At 62.4% G+C, this 21,061-nt stretch carries 22 protein-coding genes and 1 pseudogene; 8 read left to right on the top strand and 15 right to left on the bottom strand.

Annotated features, from left to right (window positions below; translation table 11 throughout):
* Positions 1 to 14: 14 nt before the first annotated feature.
* The 10 genes from paaD to paaF form a co-directional block, all read right to left on the bottom strand.
* Entirely contained in the window at positions 15 to 548 is a 534-nt protein-coding gene (paaD, locus tag INQ47_RS02760; protein ID WP_004577381.1) for a 1,2-phenylacetyl-CoA epoxidase subunit PaaD, read from the bottom strand.
* On the bottom strand, positions 535 to 1,293 hold the full coding sequence (gene paaC, locus INQ47_RS02755; protein ID WP_404701020.1) for a 1,2-phenylacetyl-CoA epoxidase subunit PaaC: 759 nt from the start codon (positions 1,291 to 1,293) through the stop codon (positions 535 to 537). Before paaC ends, paaD begins: the two co-directional genes overlap by 14 nt.
* Positions 1,294 to 1,301: 8 nt before the next feature.
* Positions 1,302 to 1,583, bottom strand: coding sequence for a 1,2-phenylacetyl-CoA epoxidase subunit PaaB (gene paaB / locus INQ47_RS02750; RefSeq protein WP_004374528.1), 282 nt, complete (start codon positions 1,581 to 1,583; stop codon positions 1,302 to 1,304).
* A gap of 25 nt (positions 1,584 to 1,608) precedes the next feature.
* Positions 1,609 to 2,598, bottom strand: coding sequence for a 1,2-phenylacetyl-CoA epoxidase subunit PaaA (gene paaA, locus INQ47_RS02745; protein ID WP_404701019.1), 990 nt, complete (start codon positions 2,596 to 2,598; stop codon positions 1,609 to 1,611).
* Between the two features lie 199 nt (positions 2,599 to 2,797).
* Positions 2,798 to 4,117 carry a phenylacetate--CoA ligase PaaK gene (gene paaK, locus INQ47_RS02740; RefSeq protein WP_404701018.1) on the bottom strand — a complete coding sequence of 440 codons (1,320 nt, stop codon included), beginning with the start codon at positions 4,115 to 4,117 and terminating at the stop codon, positions 2,798 to 2,800.
* Between the two features lie 121 nt (positions 4,118 to 4,238).
* Positions 4,239 to 5,459, bottom strand: a complete 1,221-nt coding sequence (pcaF, locus tag INQ47_RS02735; protein ID WP_404701017.1) for a 3-oxoadipyl-CoA thiolase — start codon at positions 5,457 to 5,459, stop codon at positions 4,239 to 4,241.
* On the bottom strand, positions 5,452 to 5,892 hold the full coding sequence (gene paaI / locus INQ47_RS02730) for a hydroxyphenylacetyl-CoA thioesterase PaaI (RefSeq protein ID WP_392521824.1): 441 nt from the start codon (positions 5,890 to 5,892) through the stop codon (positions 5,452 to 5,454). The genes pcaF and paaI overlap by 8 nt, the downstream gene beginning before the upstream one ends.
* Positions 5,885 to 7,402 (bottom strand): 3-hydroxyacyl-CoA dehydrogenase PaaH, encoded by a 1,518-nt coding sequence (paaH, locus tag INQ47_RS02725; RefSeq protein WP_404701016.1) that lies wholly within the window; start codon positions 7,400 to 7,402, stop codon positions 5,885 to 5,887. The genes paaI and paaH overlap by 8 nt, the downstream gene beginning before the upstream one ends.
* 2 nt (positions 7,403 to 7,404) lie before the next feature.
* The gene (gene paaG, locus INQ47_RS02720; protein ID WP_404701015.1) at positions 7,405 to 8,196 is read right to left on the bottom strand and encodes a 2-(1,2-epoxy-1,2-dihydrophenyl)acetyl-CoA isomerase PaaG; all 792 of its coding nucleotides are present in this window, start codon (positions 8,194 to 8,196) and stop codon (positions 7,405 to 7,407) included.
* A gap of 34 nt (positions 8,197 to 8,230) precedes the next feature.
* Positions 8,231 to 9,004 (bottom strand): 2,3-dehydroadipyl-CoA hydratase PaaF, encoded by a 774-nt coding sequence (gene paaF / locus INQ47_RS02715; protein ID WP_404701014.1) that lies wholly within the window; start codon positions 9,002 to 9,004, stop codon positions 8,231 to 8,233.
* Positions 9,005 to 9,351: 347 nt separating this feature from the next.
* Here paaF and paaY point away from each other — a divergent pair, with 347 nt between their 5' ends.
* Positions 9,352 to 9,951, top strand: coding sequence for a phenylacetic acid degradation protein PaaY (gene paaY, locus INQ47_RS02710; protein ID WP_404701013.1), 600 nt, complete (start codon positions 9,352 to 9,354; stop codon positions 9,949 to 9,951).
* A gap of 77 nt (positions 9,952 to 10,028) precedes the next feature.
* Entirely contained in the window at positions 10,029 to 10,952 is a 924-nt protein-coding gene (gene paaX / locus INQ47_RS02705; RefSeq protein ID WP_252461386.1) for a phenylacetic acid degradation operon negative regulatory protein PaaX, read from the top strand.
* A gap of 58 nt (positions 10,953 to 11,010) precedes the next feature.
* Here the strand turns inward: paaX and INQ47_RS02700 are convergent, their stop codons facing one another.
* Both INQ47_RS02700 and INQ47_RS02695 read right to left on the bottom strand, forming a co-directional pair.
* Positions 11,011 to 11,808 carry a helix-turn-helix domain-containing protein gene (locus INQ47_RS02700; RefSeq protein ID WP_392521816.1) on the bottom strand — a complete coding sequence of 266 codons (798 nt, stop codon included), beginning with the start codon at positions 11,806 to 11,808 and terminating at the stop codon, positions 11,011 to 11,013.
* Between the two features lie 2 nt (positions 11,809 to 11,810).
* Entirely contained in the window at positions 11,811 to 12,059 is a 249-nt protein-coding gene (locus INQ47_RS02695; protein WP_252461389.1) for a hypothetical protein, read from the bottom strand.
* 288 nt (positions 12,060 to 12,347) lie between these two features.
* On the opposite strand from INQ47_RS02695, the gene INQ47_RS02690 reads away from it, so the two are divergent.
* Entirely contained in the window at positions 12,348 to 13,274 is a 927-nt protein-coding gene (locus tag INQ47_RS02690; protein ID WP_404701012.1) for a universal stress protein, read from the top strand.
* A 29-nt stretch (positions 13,275 to 13,303) separates the two neighbouring features.
* Here INQ47_RS02690 and INQ47_RS02685 read toward each other — a convergent pair whose 3' ends face one another.
* Complete coding sequence (locus tag INQ47_RS02685; protein WP_404701011.1) at positions 13,304 to 13,852, bottom strand: GNAT family N-acetyltransferase; 549 nt, start codon at positions 13,850 to 13,852, stop codon at positions 13,304 to 13,306.
* A gap of 182 nt (positions 13,853 to 14,034) precedes the next feature.
* Between INQ47_RS02685 and INQ47_RS02680 the strand changes: the two genes are divergently transcribed.
* The 3 genes from INQ47_RS02680 (at position 14,035) to INQ47_RS02670 (ending at position 17,038) form a co-directional block, all read left to right on the top strand.
* Positions 14,035 to 14,961 carry a universal stress protein gene (locus INQ47_RS02680; protein ID WP_404701010.1) on the top strand — a complete coding sequence of 309 codons (927 nt, stop codon included), beginning with the start codon at positions 14,035 to 14,037 and terminating at the stop codon, positions 14,959 to 14,961.
* Entirely contained in the window at positions 14,952 to 16,319 is a 1,368-nt protein-coding gene (locus tag INQ47_RS02675; protein ID WP_252461393.1) for an MBL fold metallo-hydrolase RNA specificity domain-containing protein, read from the top strand. Before INQ47_RS02680 ends, INQ47_RS02675 begins: the two co-directional genes overlap by 10 nt.
* A 74-nt stretch (positions 16,320 to 16,393) precedes the next feature.
* Complete coding sequence (locus tag INQ47_RS02670) at positions 16,394 to 17,038, top strand: hypothetical protein (protein ID WP_392521809.1); 645 nt, start codon at positions 16,394 to 16,396, stop codon at positions 17,036 to 17,038.
* A gap of 51 nt (positions 17,039 to 17,089) precedes the next feature.
* On the opposite strand, the gene INQ47_RS02665 is transcribed toward INQ47_RS02670, so the two are convergent.
* Together INQ47_RS02665 and INQ47_RS02660 are read right to left on the bottom strand one after the other, a co-directional pair.
* Positions 17,090 to 17,659 (bottom strand): GNAT family N-acetyltransferase, encoded by a 570-nt coding sequence (locus tag INQ47_RS02665; protein WP_404701009.1) that lies wholly within the window; start codon positions 17,657 to 17,659, stop codon positions 17,090 to 17,092.
* 209 nt (positions 17,660 to 17,868) lie between these two features.
* Positions 17,869 to 18,294, bottom strand: coding sequence for a potassium channel family protein (locus tag INQ47_RS02660; RefSeq protein WP_021784687.1), 426 nt, complete (start codon positions 18,292 to 18,294; stop codon positions 17,869 to 17,871).
* A gap of 180 nt (positions 18,295 to 18,474) precedes the next feature.
* Here INQ47_RS02660 and INQ47_RS02655 point away from each other — a divergent pair, with 180 nt between their 5' ends.
* Positions 18,475 to 18,729: an outer membrane lipoprotein OprI gene (locus tag INQ47_RS02655; protein ID WP_252461396.1), complete on the top strand. Its 255-nt coding sequence runs from the start codon at positions 18,475 to 18,477 to the stop codon at positions 18,727 to 18,729.
* Between the two features lie 5 nt (positions 18,730 to 18,734).
* Positions 18,735 to 21,018 (top strand): annotated as a pseudogene (locus INQ47_RS02650) (heavy metal translocating P-type ATPase).
* The last annotated feature ends 43 nt before the right edge of the window (positions 21,019 to 21,061 follow it).

The following is a 21,061-nucleotide window of genomic DNA, read 5'->3' as shown; positions in this document are numbered from 1 at the left end:
GTGGTCTCCACGGCTCAAATGCATTTGAAATAGTCGAATGGCTCCAGGCACTCGCGGCAGCGGTACAGCGCCTTGCAGGCCGTGGAGCCGAACTGGCTGAGCAATTCGGTATGGGCGCTGCCGCATTGCGGGCAGCACACCTGGGGGGCTTCGCCGAGCAGGCTGCGCTTGCTGGCGCTGCCTTGCGGCGGCGCAATGCCATAAGCGCGCAGGCGCTCGCGGCCCAGTTCGCTGATCCAGTCAGTGCTCCAGGCCGGGGTCAGCCGGCGCTCCAGGTCTGGCGCGGTGAAACCGGCCTGTTCCAGCGCCTGGCGGATATCCCCTTCGATGACTTCGGTGGCCGGGCAGCCAGAGTAGGTCGGGGTGACCACCAGGTGCAGGTGGCCGGCGCGCCAATCGACATCGCGCACGATCCCCAGGTCGACCACGCTGACCACCGGCACTTCCGGGTCCATGACCTGGCCCAGTACCGCCCAGGCCCGGGCCAGGTCGTCACCTTGCTGTGCCCGCGCGCCGCGGTCACCGGCAATCAGTTCACCAGGTTGCATCGGGGTAGGCCCTTGGCAGGAACTGCATTTCGGCCAGCAGCAGGCCCAGATGCTCGGTGTGCAGGCCTTTGCGGCCATCCAGGTAAAAGTGGCTGGCGGCCTTGGGCAGCGGCAGTTCGACCGAAGCAAACGTCGCGGCGACCTGCTTCAGCCAGGTGGCGCCGACGGTCGCTGGGTCGGCGGCGATACCGCATTCGGCCAGACGGACTTCGTTGTCGCTGCCAGCGGCGAGTTCAACGGTGAAGCGCCACAGTGCCGGGATAGCGGCGAGCATGCGCTGGCGGCTGACATCGGTACCACCGCCCAGCCGTTGCACCCATTCGCTGGACCGGCGCAGGTGGTAGGTGACTTCCTTCAGAGCCTTGGCGGCAATCCCCGCGATTCGCGCGTCGCTAGACTCGACCAGCCCCTGCAGCACGGCGAAGTGCCACGCGTCGTAGAGGAACTGCTTGGTCATGGTCACGGCAAAATCACCGTTGGGTTGCTCGACCAGCAACAGGTTGCGGTAGGCGCGCTCGTCACGGCGGAACGCCAGGGCATCGGCATCCCGGCCATCGTCGAGCAGCTCGGCGGCATACTCCAGCCAGTTGCGGGCCTGGCCGACCAGATCGAGGCCGACATTCATCAGGGCCAGCTCTTCCTCGATGGCCGGGGCGCGGCCACACCACTCACAGAGGCGCTGGCCCTGGACCAGGGCGCTGTCGCCGAGCAACAGCAGATAGGGGATTAGGGCTTCTTTATGCATGGCCCACCTCACATGTGTCCGACTTCGTCGGGCAGTTCGTAGAAGCTGGCATGGCGATAGACCTTGTCGTCCGAGGGGGCGAACAGTGGGTCTTTCTCGTCGGGGGAGGAGGCGGTGATCAGCGCCGACGGCACCACCCACAGGCTCACACCTTCGCTACGGCGGGTGTAGAGCTCGCGGGCGTTCTCGATGGCCATGGCGGCATCGGCGGCGTGCACGCTGCCGACATGCTTGTGGTTAAGGCCGTGCTTGCTGCGCACGAACACTTCGTAGAGGGTCCAGACAGACATTTTCGATCTCCGCATCAATCGCCGCTCAGGCGGCGTTCTTGTTCTGTTGCTTGCGCGCATAGGCCACGGCGGCCTCGCGTACCCAGGCGCCGTCCTCGATGGCCTTGCGCCGGGTGGCGACACGTTCCAGGTTGCACGGGCCATTGCCCTTGATCACTTCGTAGAACTCGTCCCACTGGATTTCACCGAAGTCGTAGTGGCCGCGCTCGGCGTTCCACTTCAGCTCAGGGTCAGGCGCAGTGCAGCCAAGCAGTTCCAGCTGCGGCACGGTCTGGTCGATGAAGCGCTGGCGCAGTTCGTCGTTGGTCTGGCGCTTGATCTTCCAGGCCATCGACTGGGCGCTGTTGGGCGAGTGTTCATCGCTAGGGCCGAACATCATCAGTGCCGGCCACCACAAGCGGTTGATGGCGTCCTGAACCATGTCGCGCTGGGCTTGGGTGCCCTGGCGCATCATGGTCAGGAGCATTTCGTAGCCCTGGCGCTGGTGGAAGCTCTCTTCCTTGCAGATACGGATCATCGCGCGGGAGTAGGGGCCGTAAGAGGTGCGCTGCAGCACCACCTGATTGACGATGGCGGCGCCATCCACCAGCCAGCCCACAGCGCCCATGTCGGCCCAGCTGAGGGTGGGGTAGTTGAAGATGCTCGAGTACTTGGCCTTGCCGTTGTGCAGTTTGGCGATTTCTTCGTCGCGGTCAGCCCCAAGGGTTTCCATGGCGCTGTACAGGTACAGGCCATGGCCGGCTTCGTCCTGGATCTTGGCCATCAGCTGCAGTTTGCGCTTGAGGCTGGGGGCACGGGTGACCCAGTTGCCTTCGGGCAGCATGCCGACGATTTCAGAGTGGGCGTGCTGGGAGATCTGCCGGATGAGGGTCTGGCGGTAGGCCTCGGGCATCCAGTTCTTGGCTTCGATCTTGATTTCGGCGTCGATCTTTTCCTGGAAGTTGCGTTCCTCGGGGGACATTTCTTCCAGCGTCTTAACGCGCTTGACTCCGGTTTCCACTAGCTGTGCGTACATGTGCTGCGACTCCTGCTAAGGCATGAGTCATTTGTAAGCGATACAAAACATAACGTCAAACACATTTATGTGTATCAGGTAAGATTTGTGTATCACATTGACAGCCAAGAGGGCTGTCGGGCAGCAGCATTTGCCCGGCGTAACGCAGGCAAAAAAAAGGCCCCGGACAATGCCGGGGCCGAAAAGGCAGCCGAATGGGTCAGCTGGCCAACCGTCTGTCGAACACGTGGCACGCCTTGCCCTCGGAGCGCTTGAGCGTGCCGCAGGGCTGCAGGTGCACCTGGGTGCTGATGCCGATGTAAGTCTTGATCTGTTTGCTCAGCTCGCCTATCACCAGCTTGCGCTGGCCCTCATCGAGGTGCTGGCACTCGGCACGCAACTCCACATGCACCTCGACGCTATCCAGGTTGCCGTTACGATACAGATGAATCTCATAAAGCTCGGATAGCTGTTTTATTTTCAGGACCTGTTCCTCGATCTGGGTCGGGAACACATTGACCCCGCGAATGATCAGCATGTCGTCACTGCGGCCGGTGATCTTGCCGATCCGCCGCATCGGCCGAGCGGTGCCGGGCAGCAGCCGGGTGAGGTCGCGGGTGCGGTAGCGCACCATCGGCAATGCCTCTTTGCTCAGCGAGGTAAATACCAGTTCGCCCAATTGGCCATCCGGCAGTACCTCGCCGGTGGCAGGGTCGATGATCTCGGGATAGAAGTGGTCTTCCCAGATGGTCGGGCCGTCCTTGGTCTCGATGCACTCCATTGCCACGCCGGGGCCCATGATTTCCGAGAGGCCATAGATATCGAGGGCATCGATACCCAGGCGCTGCTCGATCGAGCGGCGCAGCTCGTCGGTCCACGGCTCGGCACCAAAAATGCCCAGGCGCAGCTTGAGGTCGTGCGGGTCGATGCCCTGGCGCTCGATTTCATCAGCCAGGTTGAGCATGTAGGACGGGGTGACCATGATGATGTCGGGCTGGAAGTCGCGAATCAGCTGCACCTGCTTTTCGGTCTGGCCACCGGACATGGGGATCACGGTGCAGCCCAGGCGTTCGGCACCGTAGTGCGCGCCGAGCCCGCCGGTGAACAGCCCGTAGCCGTAGGACACATGCACCTTGTCACCTTTGCGCCCGCCGGCCGCACGAATCGAACGGGCAACCACATTGGCCCAGGTGTCGATATCGTTCTGGGTGTAGCCGACTACCGTCGGCTTCCCGGTGGTGCCACTGGAGGCATGCAGGCGCACCACTTCTTCCTGGGGCACGGCAAACATGCCGTAGGGGTAGTTGTCGCGCAGGTCGTTCTTGCCGGTGAAGGGGAACTTCGCCAGGTCTTCCAGGCACTTGAGGTCATCGGGGTGGGCGCCGTACTCGGCAAAGCGCTGGCGGTACAGCGGCACATTGTCGTAGGCGTGCTTCAGGCTCCAGCGCAGACGCTCCAGCTGGTGCTGGCGCAGGGCATCGACGCTGGCGGTTTCCATCGGATCCAGCAGGGCACGATCGGCATCATGGTACATGTTCATGGCTTCACTCGAATTGTTCTTGTACGCCGCGCGCCAGCGGTTGCAGGCCACGCGGTGAGTGTCATGGAGGCAGCATATACGGCTGCGTTCAGTTCGGTAACAAGCGCAGGGTCTGAACCGCTCAGAGGCGCTCGATGATCATGGCAATGCCTTGGCCTACGCCGATGCACATGGCGCACAGGGCGTAGCGGCCGGCCGTTTCTTCAAGCTCGTGCAAGGCAGTGGTCACCAACCGGGCACCGCTCATGCCCAGGGGATGGCCCAGGGCGATGGCGCCGCCGTTGCGGTTGACTCGCGGGTCGTCGTCGGCCAGGCCCAGCTCGCGCAACACGGCCAGCCCCTGGGCGGCAAAGGCCTCGTTGAGTTCGATGACATCCATGTCAGCCAGTGCCAGACCGGTGAGTGCCAGCACCTTGCGGGTCGCAGGCACCGGACCGATGCCCATCAGCCTGGGCTCGACCCCGGCCACCGCCATGCCGACGATGCGCCCGCGCGCTTTCAGGCCATGGCGGCGGGCTGCGACGCTGCTGGCCAGCAGCAGGGCGCAAGCGCCGTCATTCACGCCGGAGGCATTACCGGCCGTTACGCTGCCGCCTTCACGAAACGGCGTGCCGAGCCGAGCCAACTGCTCCAGCGTGGTGTCGCCGCGCGGGTGCTCGTCATGCTCGACCACTTTGGACGGGCCTTTGCGTTGCGGGATTTCGACCGGCACGATTTCCTGTGCCAAGCGGCCGCGGGCCTGAGCGGCTGCAGCCTTGTGCTGGCTGCGCAGGGCAAACGCATCTTGGTCGGCGCGCGAGATGCCGAACTGTTCGGCCACGTTTTCGGCCGTTTCCGGCATGGAATCGGTGCCGTAGGCGGCCTTCATCAGCGGGTTGACGAAACGCCAGCCGATCGTGGTGTCGAACAGCTCGGCCGCACGCCCGAATGCCTGCTCCGACTTACCCATCACAAACGGCGCACGCGACATGGATTCCACACCGCCGGCCAGCATGAGCCCTGCTTCACCACAGCGCAGGGCACGTGCCGCACTACCGATGGCATCCAGGCCGGAACCGCACAGGCGGTTGATCGTAGTCCCCGGTACTTCGACTGGCAGCCCGGCTAGCAGGCTCGCCATGTGAGCCACGTTGCGGTTGTCCTCGCCGGCCTGGTTGGCGCAGCCGAAGATAACGTCATCAATGGCTTTCCAGTCCAGTTCGGGGTGGCGCTGGATCAAGGCTTTGAGCGGGATGGCCGCCAGGTCGTCGGCGCGCACACTGCTCAGGGCCCCGGCATAGCGGCCAATGGGGGTGCGCACGGCGTCGATGATCAAGGCATCGGCGTGGGTCGGTTCATTCATCTTGCGTCTCCTGCGCCAGCACGGTGCCGCGCACTTTGTAGGATTTGCCATGGAACATCGCCACCAGCTCACCGCGCTGGTTGTCGATGCGCACGTCGTACAGGCCGGTGCGGCCTTTGCGGCTGACTTCGCTGGCGTGGGCGGTGAGCACGTCATCGCGCAGCGCCGGGGCCAGGTAGTCGATGCTGCACCCCAGCGCCACCGTGGCCTGGTCGTAGCTGTTACAGGCGAAGGCAAACGCCGAATCAGCCAAAGCGAACAGGAAACCGCCATGGCAGGTGCCGTGGCCCTGGATCATGTCGGCACGCACCGGCATGCGCAGGCTGGCCCGGCCTGGGCCGGCATCCAGCAGGCTGATGCCCAGGCCCTGAGTGGCCGGGTCGCGGGCGTACATGGCGTCGGCACAGGCTTGTGCCAGTTGCTCTTCAGTCATGTAGGGTGCCTCCTTTGGCTTCACAGCGGCGTAACAACAGGGAAGGGCGGTAGCGGCTCTCGCCATAGCTGCGCTGCAGGTTGTCGAGCACGGCCAGGGTGTGGGCAAGGCCGATGTCTGCGGCCCAGGCCAGCGGGCCGCGGGGGTAATTGACGCCGGCGCGCATGGCCAGGTCGATGTCGGCGGCGCTGCCGACGCCCTGAAGCACCGCATCGGCAGCCTCGTTGGCGAGCATTGCCACGGTGCGCAGCACCACCAGGCCGGGGAGGTCGGCGATGCCGGTCACTTTCAAGCCTGCGCGCTGCAGCAGGGCTACAGCCTGGTCACGGGCGTTGTCGCTGGTATCCGCTGACCAGCTGATGGCTAGGCGCGTGGCGCTGCTGTAGTCCAGCGCCAGGTCGAGCAGCACAAGGTTGCGCAGGCCGTCTTCGCGGGCGCGCTGGCTCGCCAGGCGGCCATCGGACAGGGCCAGGGTGGCATCGCCCACCTGAATCAGGCCACTACCGGCGCGTTGGGTCACGGCAATACCGCTTTGGCGCAGGCGCTCGACCAGCGGCTGCATCACCCCCAGGTTGCCCTCGACAACGCAGGCCTCTGCGCCGGCGGAGCTGTGCAGTTCGGCCGGCTGCGGGCGCTCTACGCCTTCGGCATAGCGATAGAAGCCTTGGCCGGTCTTACGACCCAGGCGACCGGCGTCCACCAGTTCCTTCTGCACCAGCGAAGGCTGGAAGCGGAAATCGCCATAGAAAGCATCGAATACGGAACAGGTGACCGCGTAATTGACGTCATGGCCAATCAGGTCGGTCAGCTCGAACGCCCCCATGCGGAAGCCACCCGCGTCACGCATCAGCGCATCCAGGCTGGCGCAATCGGCGGCACCTTCCTGCATCAGGCGCAGGCTTTCGGCATAGAACGGCCGCGCTACCCGGTTGACGATGAAGCCCGGTGTAGAGCGCGCATGGACCGGCTGCTTGCCCCAGGCCTGGGCAGTGGCGTAGATGCATGCGGCGACTGCAGGGTCGGTTGCCAGGCCCGACACCACCTCGACAAGCGCCATCAGCGGTGCCGGGTTGAAGAAGTGCATACCGACCACGTGCTGCGGGCGTTCAAGGCCAGCGGCGAGGCTGGTGATGGACAGTGACGAAGTATTGCTGGCAAGGATACAGTCGGCCGCGCACAGGGTTTCGAGCTGACTGAACAGCGCCTGCTTCACCTGCAGGTTTTCGACGATGGCTTCAATCACCAGCCCGGCATCTGCCAAGGCTTCGAGTGTATCGACCGGGCACAGGCGGGCATTGATCGCTTCGCGCTCAGCGTCCAGTAACTTTCCTTTGTCCACCAGCCGGGCCAGTTGGCGATCGATACCCGTCACCGCTTGGGCGGCAGCACCCGGGCGGTTATCGTAGAGTTTGACGGGGTGGCCGGCCTGGGCCGCGACCTGGGCGATACCGGCGCCCATGGCGCCGGCACCAATCACCGCCACCTGCACATTGCTTGCGAGTGCGCCCATGTTCAGCGCCCCTTGAAGGCTGGCGTGCGTTTGTTCATGAAGGCGCTCACCCCTTCGCGGTAGTCCTCGCTGCGCCCGGCCAGGCGCTGAAGGTCGCGCTCCAGTTCCAACTGCTCCTCAAAACCGTTGTCGAAACTGGCATTGAGGCTGCGCTTGATCAGTGCCAGGCCGTAGGTAGGCTGGGCGGCGAGCTGGCGGGCGAGGGTGAGGGCTTCGTCACGCAGCGCGGCATCATCCACCACACGATGGATCAGCCCCCATTGCTCGGCCTGTTCGGCGCCAAGGCGCTCGCCCAGCATGGCCAGTGCCTTGGCCCGGGCCATGCCGACCAAGCGCGGCAGCAGCCAGGTACCGCCGGAATCCGGCACCAGGCCAATCTTGCAGAAGGCCTGGATGAAACTGGCCGAGCGGGCGGCCAGCACCAGGTCGCAGGCCAAGGGAATGTTGGCACCGGCACCGGCAGCCACGCCGTTGACCGCACAGATCACCGGCAATGGCAGGTCGCGCAGGGTGCGCACCAGCGGGTTGTAGAACTTGTCGATCGACTGGCCCAGGTCTGGCATCTCGGCGCCTGGGGCAACGTTGCGGTCGGACAGGTCCTGGCCGGCGCAGAAGCCGCGGCCTTCAGCCGTCAGCAGCAGCACCCGCGCTTCACCGCTCTGGCGCACTTGCTTGAGCGCTTCGCGCACCTCCAGGTGCATGGCCGTATTGAAGCTGTTCAGCTGCTCGGGGCGGTTCAACGAAAGGAGGGCGACGCCGTCCTCGATGGAAAACAAGATGTGCTGGAAAGTCATGACAGGCTCGCTCCGTCAGTCGAGAGAATGAAGTTCAGCGCCCTTGGAAACGGGCCTGGCGTTTTTCCTGGAAGGCGCGGATGCCTTCATCGCGGTCGGCGGTGCCAGCCAGCAAGGTGAAGGCATGGCGCTCGAAGCGCAGGCCGCTGGCCAGGTCGGTATCACCGGCCTTCAGTAGCGCCTCCTTGGCCAGGCGCACGGCCAGCGGCGCTTTGGCGGCGATGCTGCGGGCAACCTGCATGGCGCGTTCTATGGTGAGTTCGGGCTGGGTAATTTCGCTGACCAGGCCGGCCTGCTGGGCGCGATGGGCAGTGATGGGCTCCCCCGTCAGCACCATCTGCATGGCCAACGGCTTACCGACGGCACGCAACAGGCGCTGAGTGCCGCCAGCACCGGGGATGATGCCCAGGTTGATTTCCGGCTGGCCGAAACGGGCGTCGGTACTGGCGATGAGGATGTCGGCGCACATTGCCAGTTCGCAGCCGCCACCCAGGGCATAGCCGTTGACTGCGGCAATCAGCGGCTTGGCGAATGCAGCGATGCTTTGCCAATGCGCTACGCGGGGGTCATTAAGGATGCCGACCAGGTCGCGATCGGCCATCTCGCCAATGTCGGCGCCTGCGGCGAAAGCCCTGGCACTGCCCGTAATCACTACAGTTCGGACACGCTCGTCGTCCCCGGCAACCTGCAACGCAGCAGCCAGTTGTGCCAGTAACTCGGTGCTCAGGGCGTTCAAGGCCTCGGGCCGTTGCAGGGTAATGAGCTGAACGCCGTGTTCGGGCGCCTGCACATCGATATATCGCGGCATCTCGGGTTCCTCTGGCTGCACGCACGGCACATCGCGGGGCCGGCATTTCTTGGAATTGTTTGCAGGGGCGTAATGCGGGATCACGACCAGGTGAGGCCAGTATATGCTCTATGTGATACATAGATGCAACATACAAAATAGATTTACGTATCTAATCATGTGTTCTCCAGCGATCACCGCTCCACCGCAATATTTGCAGATGAATCGTTTAACCTGTGTATTTACGGGTATTTTCAGCTGATTTTTGTCTGACAGCATTAGATCAACACAAGCGATACACAATTGACGATCAAACAGCTTCTGATACAAGATCGACTGACATTTCAAATCATTTCAGGAGTGATGCGATGCCTTGCTATCGACTGGACGGCCTGACGCCCGTGGTTCACCCGACAGCCTACGTACACCCCAGCGCAGTCCTGATCGGCGACGTCATCGTCGGCCCCCGCTGCTACATTGGCCCACTGGCATCGCTCAGGGGCGATTTCGGCCGCATCGTGCTGGAGGAGGGCGCCAACTTGCAGGACACCTGCGTGATGCATGGATTCCCGGGGGGCGATACCGTAGTGGAGCGTAACGGGCACGTCGGCCATGGCGCGGTGCTGCACGGCTGTCGCGTGGGCGAAGATTCATTGATCGGCATGAACGCCGTGGTGATGGATGGCGCCCATGTCGCACCACGCAGCATCGTCGCGGCCACCGCCTTCGTCAAAGCTGGCTTCGAATGCGCGGCGCAGAGCCTGGTGATGGGGTCGCCAGCCCAGGTCAAACGCCCACTGAGCGAGCAGGAACTGGCCTGGAAACAGCGCGGGACGGCGGAGTACCAGCACCTGGCGCAGCGCTGCATGAACAGCATGGTCGAATGCCCGCCTCTGGCCGAGGCAGAGCCGGGACGCCCGCGCATGGAAGACACCGGGGTCAGGCCCAAGGGCCAGGCGAGCGCATGAGCCTGGCAGCGACACGCAATGGCCAGGCGGCCCACCGCACAGGTATAGTCGGAGCTTTATCCGCGCACAGTTCGCCCATGAGCAATCTAGCCCCACTGAACCACTTGATCACCCGCTTTCAGGAGCAGACGCCGATCCGCGCCAGCTCCCTGATCATCACGTTGTACGGCGATGCCATCGAGCCGCACGGCGGTACAGTCTGGCTCGGTAGCCTGATCAACCTGCTGGAACCGATCGGCATCAATGAACGGCTGATACGCACGTCGATCTTTCGCCTGACCAAAGAAGGTTGGCTCACTGCAGAAAAGGTGGGGCGACGCAGTTATTACAGCCTGACAGGCACTGGCCGTCGGCGCTTCGAAAAAGCCTTCAAGCGCGTCTATAGCCCGAGCCAGCCAGCCTGGGACGGGGCCTGGACGCTGGTGTTGCTGTCGCAACTCGAGGCGGGTAAACGCAAGGCCGTGCGTGAAGAGCTGGAGTGGCAGGGCTTTGGTGTCATGGCGCCGAACCTGCTGGGTTGCCCACGGGCAGACCGTGCCGACTTGGCGGCCACTTTGCGTGATCTTGAGGCCAGCGACGACAGCATCGTCTTCGAAACCCACACCCAGGAGGTACTCGCGTCCAAGGCCATGCGCGCCCAGGTGCGGGAAAGCTGGCGTATCGACGAACTGGGGCAGCAATACAGCGAGTTTATCCAGCTGTTCAGGCCACTGTGGCAAGGTTTGAAAGAGCAGCCCTTGCTCGATGCTCAAGATTGCTTCCTGGCACGCACGCTGCTGATTCACGAGTACCGTCGCCTGCTGCTGCGCGACCCGCAACTACCCGACGAGTTGCTGCCAGGGGACTGGGAGGGAAGGGCTGCGCGACAGTTGTGCCGCAACCTCTATCGACTGGTGTTTGCCAAGGCCGAAGAATGGCTGAATGCAGCGCTGGAGACAGCAGATGGCCCATTGCCGGATGTGAGCGAGAGTTTCTACAAGCGTTTTGGCGGTTTGGCCTGAGGGGAGTGCTTGCGTGACAGCGCTGTGGCCAACATCTACGGCGTCGAACCGGGTGCCTTCAGGGGCCCTTGACCTCACATTCACCGCCGCCTTGTTCCAGTGCCATGAGTGCAGGCATGTCGAGAATTTCCACCAACCTGCCATGCAGGTCGACGAGACCCAGCGCCCGCAGGTGCGCGATGGATCGGCACACGGTTTCCAGGCGTAATCCCAGGTACGAAGCCATGTCTTCTCGGGACATCCGCAACATGAAGCCATGGGCAGAATAACCGCGGCTGACGAAGCGCCTGGAGAGCCCCACCAGAAAGCTGGCCAGCCGCTGTTCTGCGGTGAGGTTGCACAGCATCAGCACACGCCCGTGCTCACGCACGATCTCCCGGCTCATCAAGCGATTGAGGCTTTGCTGCAGGACCGGAAAGTCACGCGCCAGGGTTTGCAAGCGGCGATAGGGGACTGGGCAGACTTCGCTGTCTTCCAGGGCAATGGCGTCGCAGACATGGTGCTCTGTGGCAATGGCATCGAGGCCCAGTACATCGCCCGGCATCCAGAAGTTGATCACCACGCCTTGCCCCTCGGCGGTGTTCAGGCTGGTCTTGAAACTGCCGCAGCGAACGGCATAGAGCATGGTCAGCGGATCGTTGGCATTGAAAAGCGCGGCGCCCTTGCGAACGCGAAGGCGTGGGCCTATCAACGCGCCCAGGCAGCTGTCGTCGTCAACCGGCAGGCCGGTGGGAAGGCACAGGCCGCTGACCCGGCAATCCCTGCAGTGGTTCGCCAGCGGTTTCAGGTGAATAGGGTTTGCCTTGCACGATTCGTTGGACGAGTCGAGTAGTACGACCTTCAGCTGGCCAGGCATCTTCAGGCCTCCTTTGCACTTCGGAGGCCGCTTTGGGCCCCAGTGCCATTAAGCGCACCGTGCCCGGCGGCATCCCCGGTATGGGGCGACCAATCGGCCAGCATGTCACGCGAGTGGGGGGCATTGAGGCGGATTGTAAGTCGCTCGACAAACCGCTCGGCTTCGGCAGCCGTACTGAAACTCACCCGCCAGTGATCCATGCGCACCCAACAGCGTCCCTGCTCAGTGTTCTTCTCGACGTAAATGTTCATCAGGGCCTCCAGAGCATGTATCGATAGACAATGCAGAATGAAGGCGTCCCTGCCGGCAGCGCAGGTGAAGCTCAGGGCGTTATCGCCATGGCACGCCTGCGGCGCCTGAAGTTGTTGTTGATCTGGGTACAGGGTGCGCCAGCGAAGGGTCGAGACATTGATCTGCGTCAGGTTCTTGCGCCATGGGCAATGCCGTTTGTCAGAAGGCGCTCCAGTTGATAAACATCAAATTCGCAAGACCTGCGTGGCAGATGCTTGAGCTACATATCGCAACCTCAGAGGTGTGCCATGGAAACTCCGCAAAGACTGCTGCTGATCGCCTCTCCCCTGATGCGCCGAACCCCGGTCTATGACCGGGCTGCCGCGCTTGCCAAGGCCAAGGGGATGGCGCTGCACATTGTCGCTTTCGACTACGTGGAAGGGCTTGCCACGGCGGGCCTGGTGAATGACCAGGCGCTGGCAGTCATGCGCGAGGGTTACGTGCAGCAGCACCGTGAATGGCTGGAAACCCAGGCGACATCGATGCGGCGCAGTGGTGTCATCGTCACAACCGAAGTGGTGTGGGTACAGCAACCCTTGAACGAGATCCTGGTGCACTTGCGTGAGCAGCCGTTCGCCATTCAGATCAAGGCGTTCGAGCATGAGCCCTGGTGGATGCGCGCAATGTTCACCTCGCTGGATATCCAGTTGCTGCGTGAAACGCGAACCCCCTTGCACTTGGTACACAAGGCCAGCCACGCGTTGCCACGCAGGATTCTTGCGGCGGTGGACCTGTCCAGGCCTGAGGATCAGTTCGAAGGTTTCAACGACCAGATCATCAGCGAAGCGCTGAAACTGACATTGCAGTGCAATGCCCAGATCGAGTTGCTGTATGCCTACGACTTGGGTTCCATGTACCTGGACGCAGGCGGCAGCCGGGAACATTCGTTCCTGTTCGATTCGAACCACGCCCAGACCTTGCATGACGCTCAGAGTGCAGCCTTCCAGGAGCTTGCCGAACGCAACGGGATCGCTGCCGAGCACCGCCACATGCGCATAGGCGACCCGGCAAAGGCCCTGGCGATATTCATGGATAACAATGATATCGACGTGCTGGTCATGGGCAGTTATCACCACCATGCCATCGGCTGGTTCATCGGCAGTACTGCCGAGCGGGTTTTGCATCGGTTGTCCAGCAGTGTGCTGGTGATTTCCCCGGAGCGTTCCCAAGGCTGAAGCACAAGGCCCGAAAGGGCCTTGTCTTTTCAAGGCCGCAGGTCAAGTTCGTGTTGGATCTCGCTCACATCCCCGCCAGGGTAGCGTGAGGTGAAGCCCAGTGCCTTGACCAACCGGTGCATGGCATAGTTGCTGGCCAGATCCCTGGAAACCATGCACTGAAAGCCATTGCGTCGTGCGGCTGCAATCAGGTGCTGCATCAGGCGCTTGCCCAACCCTTTGCGCTGCCACTCTTCGCTGACCGCCACTGCGCATTCGCAACGTTGACTGCCAGGTATGCCTGCATAACGGCTGACACCAATCTGTTGCAATTTACCGTCCACATGAACCAAGGCGACATAGGCCATGCGCTGGTGATAGTCAACGGGCATGCATTGCGTGTCCAGGCTGGGCAAGCCGCCGCTGAGTCCGGCAATGAAACGAAAACGCCGTGATTCATAAGTGATTGTGCTCAGAAAGCGCTTGTCCCGTTCGAGGTCCTCCTCGCGTAGAGGGCGGATCAGCACCGCCGAACCGTCCTCGAGGTTTTCGACCCAGTGTTCGCAGGTCTTTGGCTGTGCTGTTTGCTGCCCGTTCATGGCGCCTCCCGTTACCTGATCATTGCCTGGTGCAGCCGTTTTAACGTGCCGGGCCGGTTCGGTTCTGACAATCATCAAGTTCAGGCTGGGTAGCAGTTTTCTGATCTGCATCAAGCAACATCGACCCTGCGCGCGGAACATCGTCAGCATCACATCCACTGACGCAAGCGCGGAGGTTCACCATGGGGCAATATCGACAATTGCTGGTGCTGCTGACCGAGGTAGATCTGCATTCCGCCGCTTTGCGCAGAGCCCTTGCCTTGGCGCATGTCAGCGGCGCCAGCGTGCATGTACTGGGCTTGTTCGAGCCGAGCGATAAGCACCTTCTGCGCGAAGAGCGACTGAACGAGGCCGACATCAACCGCCAGTACGAGCACTATCGCTTGCAATTGAAGGGGTTGGTCGAACGGCATCGCGGCAGCGGTATAACGCTGACGGTCGACAGCCTGAATGCGGAGGATATCCGCAACCAGGCGATCGATTACATCAGTGAACTGCAGCCCGATATGGTCATCAAGGACAGCGAAGCCGCATCGGCCCTGGTGCGCGTGTTCGGCACCCCACTGGATTGTGCGCTGATGCGAGGTTTCAAAGGCGTCAGCCATTTCGTGCCGGCGGCGGCCACCTCATTGCCGCGGCGTGTGCTGGTCGCAGTGGATACTGCGTTCAGCGAGACGCCTGCTGTGCAGGCGTGCTTCAACCGTGGACTGATTCGTGCTGCCCAGGCGCTGGCCTTGCAGTGTGACGCGCACCTGCATCTGCTATCGGCCTACAACCTGGCAGGGGTATTCGCCTCGGACATTAATGTCACCCAGGCGTGGATCGACGAGATGCGTGAGGCACTGCAGGAGCCTTTCGAGGCGCTGGCCGATGCCGAAGGCGTCGCGCCGGACCGCCGACATTTCATGGAAGGAGGCCCGGTACAGGTGATCCGTGAACAGGTCGCAGCACTGGACATCGACGCGGTGGTGATGGGCGTGGTACAGCCCAAAGGCCTGGACAAACTGTTGGGTGACACCACCGAGCGTATCGTCAGCCGCCCACCGTGCAGCGTGCTCACAGTTCATCCCCAAATAGCCGAAAGTTGGGAGCCTTGGCCATGCAACTGACTTTTCTTGGCGGTACCGGCACCGTGACCGGCAGCAAATTCCTGTTGACCCGTGACAGCACGCGGATATTGGTCGACTGCGGACTCTTCCAGGGGTTCAAGCAACTGCGCCTTCGCAACTGGCAGCCACTGCCCCCGGCGCTGCGGGCGCTCGATGCAGTGGTGCTGACCCACGCCCACCTTGACCACAGTGGTTATCTACCGGTGCTGGTTCGGGAAGGCTACCGCGGGCCGATCTACGCCACGCCGGCGACTTGCGCCCTGGCGGAAATCCTCTTGCTCGACAGTGCGCGGCTGCAGGAAGAGCAGGCCGACCATGCCAATCGCCACGGTTACTCCAAGCATGCACCGGCGCAACCGCTCTATACAGAACAGGATGCCAAAAGGGTCCTGGCACTGTTTCACCCCGTAGAGTTGCATCAGGTGACCATGATCGCCGAGGGCATGGAGTTACTGTTGCGTACCGCCGGGCATATTCTGGGGGCGGCCACGGTCCAGATCAGCGCCGAGGGGCAGACCGTGCTGTTTTCGGGTGATCTCGGGCGCCCTCAGGATCCGATCATGCGTGCGCCTGAGCTGGTCAGGACGGCCGACGTGCTGTTGATCGAATCTACCTATGGGGATCGCCAGCATCCCGCCGAATCAACCGAGCAGTATTTGGCCAAGATCATCAACGAAACGCTCCTGCGCCACGGCATTACCCTCGTGCCGTCATTCGCCGTCGGCCGTGCCCAACTGCTCATGTACTACCTGTACACGCTCAAGCGCGACCGGCTGATCCCTGATATCCCGGTCTACCTGAACAGCCCGATGGCCACTGACGCCACCGTCTTGTATCAGCAGTACCGCAGTGAACATCGGCTGACCGCAGCCGAGTGCGCCGCCATGTGCAGAGGCACGCACATCATCCGGACGGTCGATGAGTCCAGGCACCTGGACCAGCTGCGCGAGCCCGCAGTGATCATCGCCGCCAGTGGCATGGCGACCGGCGGACGGGTGCTACACCACCTCAAGGCGCTGGCCCCCAACCCTCGCAACAGTATTCTGTTCTCGGGCTTTCAAGCCGGGGGTACGCGGGGAGCCGATATTGTAGCGGGTGCCCACAGTGTGCGGTTGCACGGCGAGGATGTGCCCATCCGTGCACAGGTGCATGCGATGGAGAATCTTTCTGCGCACGCCGATGCCGACGAAATCATGGAATGGTTGCGCGGGTTCACCCGGCCGCCCCGTCAGACCTATGTCATTCATGGCGAGCCACACGCTGCCGATACCTTGCGGCGGCGGATCAGCCTCGAACTCGGCTGGCAGGTGTGCGTGCCTGAGTATCAGGAAACGGTTGCCATCGACCCAGTGCGCTAGGGGCTGTTTTCAACGCAGCATCAACGAGTATCAAGGCTTTTCATACAGAGCCTGGGTAGGCGCAGGAGGTATTCATGAACACACAGGCAAGGGCAAAACTCAGAGCCTGGATGCATCGACCAAAGGGCAGCCTGGGTTGGATCGTGGCGATTCTGGTCTTGCTACTCGCCGCATCGGCCTACCGCGGGCTAAGCCCGACCTCGCGCCTGCCCATGCACGATCCGGCCGTGATACTGGCCTTGCTTGCCCTGAGTGTGGCGCTAGGCTGGGCGGTGCAGCGAGGCGTGAAGCGCACTGTCGGCCGGGCCATTTTCAACGGCCAGGAGACAGGCTGGCAGGCCAGGCTGGCGTTCCTTCGCTCAGTGGCCCGGGAGTCGAACATCCTGCTGGTGGTGCTGTTGTGCCTGGGGCTGCTGGGCACAGGCGCCTTGTGGTTGGCAGGACGCTCAGTGACGCAGATCGTGGCGAACTGCGAAGCCAACCTGCAGGCTCAAGTGGACGTACCCGAAGATGAAAAACTCTCCGCACTTGTCGGCAAACCGGTGTGCACGTGTCTGGCACAGACCTTCATGAAGCGCAACGGGGTGCTGCGCATGGCTTTGTTCGAAACGCCCATGCAGGAGGTGAGCGGCTTGAAGGTACTCACACCCGATGATGAGCAGCGCTGCCTCAAACAGTTCGACCTGTTGCCCGAGGAGCCTCAGGCAACCATGCCTTGAATCAGATGCTTGCCGCCGCGTCAGGACAAGTCATGCCGCGGCGGCTTTGGTTCAGCTCAGTATAAGCCGGTGGATTACCTGGCTCGGATCATCAGGGTCGGTGGTCGTGGTAAATCCTGCTGCCTTGGCCATGTCACGCATTGCCTGATTGGCGGCGGAATCGATCGAATACATCTGCCGAAAGCCTTTTGCCCGTGCATGATCAGTCAGGTGCTTGAGCAGCAAGCGGCCGAGGCCATGGTGTTGCCAGCTGTCGAGGACCGTGACCGCACATTCGCATTCATCCTTGGTGTCACAGGCAGCGTAACGGGAAATGCCCACTTCTTGCAGTTCGCCGTCGACATGCGCGAGGGCGACGAAGGCCGCTTGTCGGTCCTGATCGACCGCCATCAATTGGTCGAGCATGGTTTCACCGGGCTCCTTGATCTGGCACAGGAAGCGAAAGTGCCTTGATTCGGGTGACAACCGTTCGATGAAGGCTCTTTCGCGCTGCCTGTCCTTGGCTTGCAACGGCCTGATCAGTACATGGGTACCATTGTCCAGAGCATCGATCCAATGCTCGCCGGATGGCACCGGAAACGAGGTGGTGGCAGGTTGAGGGGAGGGGTTGACTGGAGCCATGGCGGTATCCTCACACGTCTGGAATGAACAGTGGAGATACAGTTTCGTTGCATGGCCTTGCACCGACTTGACAGTTGTCAATTGCTCGGCTGGCAACTGGATTTTGCTGTCAATTTGAGGGAAGAGCGGATGTTGCCGGTTCGCACAGCCCAATTGGCCGATGGTAAACAGGCAGCCGGCTTGTGGTCACCGCCGCACCCGGTACTCCATTATTTGGCTTTCCAGTACTTCTGCATTTCCAGGAAGAGGAACGAAGCGGTCCAGGTGATCAGCACTAGGCCAGTCAATGCCTGCAGGCCAGTAAGGTACTTGAGGTGCCCGCTTGGGGTGATGTCGCCGAAACCAATGGTGGTATAGGTGGTGAAGGAAAAGTACACGCAGTCCAGGAAACTCCCGTCGAAATTGCCGCTGAGCGTGCCCCAGCCGTCGGCATGGGCCATCAGGTAATACACCAGGGCAAAGCACCAGACCTCAAGCGCATGGGCCAGCAGTGCGCCGAACACGCCCGCTACGATGCGAAACCGGCTCCAGAGCTTGAGGCGGGGTAGCCAGTCATTCAGGCGCAGCAGACATTCGTAGTGAATGATCACCACCAGGATCACAACCAGCATGTTGATCAGCGTGACAGTGAGCATCGCGAAGGTACTCTTGCCCTGTGTGGCGGTTCATTTCAAGTTGTCGACCAACGCATGGATGGTAGCTCATTGGCCTGCCGCAGCAACGGCGGGAACTCAGCACGCGATTGACAAATGTCAGGCTGCTGCAGGCGGCGTTACCGATACTCAGGGTGACTTGGCACGCACGAGGGTATGGACATGCAACGCTATCTGCTTTTGGGGTTGACGAGCCTGTTACTGGCGACGGGGTCAGGCTGCAGCCCTTGGCACACCGAGGAATACGATGCGCGCCTGGCGTCAGCAGAGGACAATGCTGCCACTGCGCGGTTGCGTGCCGATCAGGTGTGCTACCGCATCGATCTGGTAGAGCAAACTGCCAACGAGGCACTGCGCAGGGCGACCCAGGCTCAGGATCAGGTTCAACAATTGCTGCAGCAGCCCAGACGCAAGTAGCCGCCATGGCACAGCGATGGTTGGACTCCTGCCTGTTGTTGGTGTGTGTGCTGGCTTTGCTGACTGGCGGCTTGGCCTACCTGGCGCAACAGCCCGCTTGGGCGGCGCTGGCCTGGGCGACTGGCGGAGCCTTCATGGCGCTGGTACTGGTGGTGGAAATGGCCAGACGCCTGGCCATGGGGGAGGCGGGCATCGATCTGATAGCCCTGCTGTCGATCGGCGCAGCCTTGATCCTCGAGCAGATGCTGGTCGCCGCGCTGGTTGCGTTCATGCTGGCCACCGGCCGTGCGTTGGAAGCCTTCAGCTTGCGCCACGCCGAGCGCGAATTGCGCGCGCTGATCCAGCGTGCGCCCCAGCGTGCCTGGGTCCAGGAACACGATGGGCTGCGCGAGGTTGCGGTGGATCAGGTTCAGCCTGGGCAGACCCTGCTGGTGCGTCTGGGGGATATCGTGCCGGTCGACGGACAGTTGAAAAGTGACCAGGCCATCCTGGACGAGGCCGCGCTGACCGGCGAATCGTTACCTGTAACGCGCCATGCTGGCGAACACGTAGCCAGCGGGGTGTGCAACGCCGGCGCGCCGATATGGCTGCTGGCCACGCATACGGCGGCACAAAGCACTTATGCGGGCATCGTGCGCCTGGCCGAGGCGGCACGCCAGTCACGGGCACCTTTCGTGCGCCTGGCCGACCGCTACGCGCTGGCGCTCATTCCGCTGACGATGCTGGTCGCTGGGCTCGCCTGGTGGATCAGCGGCGACGTTCAGCGGGTACTGGCTGTTCTGGTTGTCGCCACGCCATGCCCGCTGATTCTGGCGGTGCCGATTGCCATCTTGTCGGGTATCTCGCGTGCGGCACGGCGCAACATTCTGGTGCGCGATGGTGCAGTGCTGGAAGCGCTCGCCGGGGTTCGCCAGGTATTTCTCGACAAGACCGGCACCCTGACCAGTGGCCATGCCCGACTGCAATCGATCGAGGTCAAGGGGGAGGGGGTACCGCTGCAGATTCTGCAGCGGGCCGCATCGTTGGCCCAGGCATCCACCCATCCAATTTCACAGGCCATCGTTGATGGCTGCCCGTTCGCGAGGCTTGCCGCTATCAACGCCGGAAAACGTCCAGGAAAGCCCGGGCCAGGGGCTTGCCGGGCGAGTTCAGGGCAAAGCCGTGCGCGTGGGCGCGCTGGCTTATGTACAGGATGGCAAGGACGAGGGGGCGTGGGCACGGACGCGCTTGCAGCAATTAGACTATCTGGCCAGCAGCGGTAGTTTCGTGGCGGTGGACGGTGAATTGAAAGCGCTGTTGCGGCTGGCCGATGATGTGCGCCGGGAAACGCCCCAGACCCTGCGCCGGCTCCGTGCGCGTGGCATCGAGAAGATCGTGATGCTTACGGGCGATCGCCCACAAACGGCCGAAATGATCGCGCTGACGGCAGGCATCGACGAGCTGCATTCAGGCCTTTCGCCTGCGGACAAGATCCGGCTGGTGCAGCAAGGCTGCCGCGAAGGTCAGACCTTGATGGTTGGTGATGGCATCAATGATGCGCCGGCGCTGGCTGCTGCCGATGTCGGGGTTGCCATGGGTGCTGCCGGCGTCACCGCCTCGGCGCAGGCAGCCGGCGTAGTTTTGCTGGTTGACCGCCTGGACCGTTTGATCGAGGCGCTGGACATCGCCCGGCATGCGGTGCACATCGCCCGCCAGGGCGTATGGGTGGGCATGACCCTGTCGTTGCTGGCCATGCTGGCCGCTGCTGCAGGTTACTTGCCAGCGGTGATGGGAGCGCTACTGCAGGAAGGCATCGACTTGCTGGTCATCGTCAATGCGTTACGCGCCCTTGGCCCCTTGGCCGGGGACGGGCGAAGCGGGCTTGGGGTAGCGAACCTGGAGCGCATGCGCGACGAACATCGGCAACTGCAGGGGCTTCTGACCGAACTGAGCCAGATGGCCGGGGATTTTTCCAGTCGACCCACCGTGCAGGCCCGGACCGACCTGAATCACCTCGTCGCCGCCCTGCATGAGCTACTGGAGCGTCACGAGCGGGATGATGAACAACGCTTGTATCCATTGTTGAGCCGCTACATGGCTGGTGATGACCCCCTTTCGGCAATGAGCCACTGCCACCGCGAAATTTTCCGACAGATCCAGTTGCTGTCGCGAATGAGCAAAGATTTTGTCCAGGCAGCGGCCAGCCCAAGCGCTGACGATATCCAGCACCAGCTCATCCGTCTGGACACACTTGCGCAATTGCACTTCGACCAGGAGGAAGCGTTGTATCGCTATCTGGACAAGCGCTGAGTCAGTGCCTGGCGAAACAGTTCGGCGCCCTTGACACCGTCCA

Source organism: Pseudomonas sp. 3HC3 (genome assembly GCF_044904505.1).
Classification (GTDB): domain Bacteria; phylum Pseudomonadota; class Gammaproteobacteria; order Pseudomonadales; family Pseudomonadaceae; genus Aquipseudomonas; species Aquipseudomonas putida_Y.
The sequence above is the reverse complement of the archived record's forward strand: the minus strand, read 5'-3'. Positions and strand labels throughout refer to the sequence as shown.